Origin of the sequence: Sporichthya sp. (assembly GCF_013815995.1) — a bacterium.
Taxonomy (GTDB): domain Bacteria; phylum Actinomycetota; class Actinomycetes; order Sporichthyales; family Sporichthyaceae; genus Sporichthya.
The window spans coordinates 2,623-6,047 of the sequence record NZ_JACDFE010000131.1 but is presented as its reverse complement, the minus strand read 5'-3'; the positions used below and the strand labels follow the sequence as shown (position 1 = coordinate 6,047).

Here is a 3,425-nt window from a genome sequence, read left to right as displayed (position 1 = left end):
CGCGCGGTGGCACCATCCTGGGTTCGTCGCGGACGAACCCGATCACGGTCGAGGGCGGCATCGAGCGGATCCGCAAGCACCTCGCGGACCTCGGCATCGACGCCCTGATCGCCATCGGTGGCGAGGACACGCTGGGCGTCGCCACCCGGTTGCACGCGGAGGGCCTGGCGGTCGTCGGGGTCCCCAAGACCATCGACAACGACCTCGGCGCCACCGACTACACCTTCGGTTTCGATACCGCGGTGAACATCGCGGTCGAGGCGATCGACCGGCTGCACACCACCGCCGAGTCCCACCATCGCGCGCTGGTCGTGGAAGTGATGGGCCGTCACGCCGGCTGGATCGCGCTGCACGCCGGGATGGCCGGGGGAGCGAACCTGATCCTGATTCCCGAGGTGCCCTTCGACATCGCGAAGGTCTGCAAGCTCATCGAGAGCCGCTTCGAGAGTCATTACTCGCCGATCGTGGTCGTCTCCGAGGGCGCGGTGCCCAAGGAAGGGACGATGGAACTCGTCTCCGGGGAGAAGGACGCCTTCGGTCACGTCCGCCTCGGCGGCATCGGCGACCGGGTCGCTCAGGAGATCGAGGTCCGCACCGGTGCGGAGTCCCGCGCTGTCGTGCTCGGGCACGTCCAGCGCGGCGGCACTCCCACCGCGTTCGACCGCTGGCTGGCCACCCGGTTCGGCCTGCACGCGATCGACGCCGTGCAGGAGAAGGACTTCGGCCAGATGGTCGCGCTGCGCGGCACCGACATCGTCCGGGTTCCGCTGGCCGACGCGACCCGCGAACTCAAGCTCGTCGACCCGTCGCTCTACGCCGAGGCCGAGGTCTTCTTCGGCTGAGGACTGCGTCGGCGCAGGATCAAGGTTGCAACTGGAGATGCGGCTTTGGCTGCCCGGGCGCCACTCCTGTCACAACCATGATCTAGGGCCTACGCGGACTCAATTCACCCTTGTTGATCACCCAGGTCATCGGCGAAAGCTACCGTTGGCACGATCTGAACACTGCCGATAACACGGATGTGGGCCTGCTGCCAGCACACCGAAGCCGGCGAAACGCGTTTATGCGTCCGACCTGCGGCAACGTAATCTGTCCGGTGTGAGTATCGACCTGGACACCTGGCGCGAACTGCCTGCGCTGCAGCAGCCGGACTACCCCGACGCCGCGGCGCTGGCCGCCGCCGTCGCTGAGCTCCAGTCCCTGCCGCCGCTGGTTTTTGCGGGGGAGTGCGACCAGCTCAAGACCCGGCTGGCGGCGGTGGCCCGGGGCGAGGCGTTCCTGCTCCAGGGCGGTGACTGCGCGGAGTCCTTCGACGTGCGCGGGGCCGACCCGCTGCGGGCGAAGCTCAAGACGCTGCTGCAGATGGCCGTTGTGCTCACCTACGCCGGCTCGGTGCCGGTGGTGAAAATGGGCCGGTTCGCCGGCCAGTACGCCAAGCCGCGCTCGGCCCCGATGGAGAAGCGCGACGGCCTCGAGCTGCCGTCCTACCGCGGGGACGCGGTCAACAGCATCGACTTCACCCCCGAGTCGCGCATCCCCGACCCGCAGCGGCTGGTCCGGATGTACAACGCATCGGCCTCGACCCTCAACCTGGTCCGCGCCTTCACCCACGGTGGTTACGCCGACCTGCGCCAGGTGCACGCCTGGAACCAGGACTTCGTCGCGGACTCCCCGGTGGGCCAGCGCTACGAGGCACTGGCCGCGGAGATCGACCGGGCCCTGGAGTTCATGCGGGCCTGCGGCGTCGACACCGACGCGCTCTCCAGCGTCGACATCTACTCCAGCCACGAGGCGTTGCTGCTGGAGTACGAGCGGGCGCTCACGCGCATCGACTCCCGTACCGGTCTGCCCTACGACGTGTCCGCGCACTTCGTCTGGATCGGCGAGCGCACCCGCAACCTCGGCGGTGCGCACGTCGACTTCTTCCGCAAGATCCGCAACCCGATCGGGGTGAAGCTCGGGCCGTCCTCGACGGCGGACGACGCGCTCGCCCTGATCGAGGCCCTCGACCCGGATCGCGAGCCGGGCCGGCTGACCTTCATCACCCGGATGGGCGCCGGCAAGGTGCGCGAGAACCTGCCGCGCCTGGTCGACAAGGTGACGGCCTCCGGTGCGGTTGTCGGCTGGGTCTGCGACCCGATGCACGGCAACACCTACGAGGCCGCGAACGGCTACAAGACGCGGAAGTTCGACGACGTTCTCGACGAGGTCCGCGGGTTCTTCGAGGTGCACCGCGCGCTCGGCACCCACCCCGGCGGCCTGCACATGGAGCTCACCGGTGAGGACGTCACCGAGTGCACCGGCGGCGGCCACACCCTGGACGAGGCCGATCTCAATCAGCGTTACGAGACCGCCTGCGACCCGCGCCTGAACCGGACCCAGTCCCTGGACCTCGCCTTCGAGGTGGCCCGGATGTACCGGGAGAACCACTGACACCGTGATCGATCTTCGGAGCGACACCGTCACCCGTCCGACGCCGGCCATGCGCGCGGCGATGATCGATGCCGAGGTAGGGGACGACGTCTACGGCGAGGACCCGACCGTGCTCGCGCTGCAGGAGCGGGTGGCCGCGATGCTCGGCCACGAGGCGGCGCTGTTCACCCCCACCGGCTCCATGGCCAACCAGCTCGGTCTGCGCCTGCTCGCCCGTCCCGGCGAGGAGGTGCTCTGCGATTCCACGGCGCACGTGGTGCGAGCCGAACTGGGCGCCCACGCCGCCTTCGGCGCAGTGACCACCCGGACCTGGAACGCACCCGACGGCCTGTTCGCCGCCGCCGACGTGATCGGGATGGCCGTCCCGGAAAGCAGTATCCACCTCGTGCGCACCGGCGTGGTCGCGGTGGAGAACACCCACAACTTCGGCGGCGGCACCGTGCAGCCGCTGGCCGAGCTGGGGACCCTGCGGACCTGGGCGACCGAGTCCGCGGTGCGACTGCACCTCGACGGCGCCCGCCTCTGGAACGCGCACGTCGCCACCGGTACGCCGCTGGACACCTACGGCCGGTTGTTCGATTGCGTCTCGGTGTGCCTGTCCAAGGGCCTGGGCGCGCCGGTCGGCTCCCTGATCGCCGGGCCGGCCGACCTTGTCACCGGCGCCCGCTGGTGGCGCAAGCGGCTCGGCGGTGGCATGCGGCAGGTCGGCATTCTGGCCGCGGCCGGGTTGTACGCCCTGGACCACAACATCGAGCGACTGGCGCAGGACCACGAGCGGGCCGCGGAACTGGCCCGCCGGCTGTCCGAGGTCACCGCGGGAGTCTCCACGCCGCAGACCAACATCGTCGTGGTGGACCTGCCCGCTGGTGGCCCGGTCGCCGCCGAGGTCGCCACCGCGGCGCGCGAGGACGGCGTCCTGGTGTCGCTGATCGGGCCGCGCACGATCCGGCTGGTGACGCACCTCGACGTCGACGACGCGGGCTGTGCCCGCG

The 3,425-nt window shown here is 70.0% G+C and carries 3 protein-coding genes; all 3 read left to right on the top strand.

The window, feature by feature from the left end; all coding sequences use genetic code 11:
• Window positions 1-842, top strand: an 842-nt coding sequence (locus H0X00_RS14875; RefSeq protein WP_293772409.1) for an ATP-dependent 6-phosphofructokinase, incomplete at its 5' end; no start/stop codon positions are given.
• Window positions 843-1,098: 256 nt separating this feature from the next.
• A complete protein-coding gene (locus tag H0X00_RS14870) occupies window positions 1,099-2,433 on the top strand; it encodes a class II 3-deoxy-7-phosphoheptulonate synthase (protein WP_293772408.1) in 1,335 nt (444 codons plus the stop codon).
• A gap of 4 nt (window positions 2,434-2,437) precedes the next feature.
• Window positions 2,438-3,425: low specificity L-threonine aldolase (locus tag H0X00_RS14865; protein WP_293772407.1), on the top strand; the 988-nt coding region annotated here is incomplete at its 3' end.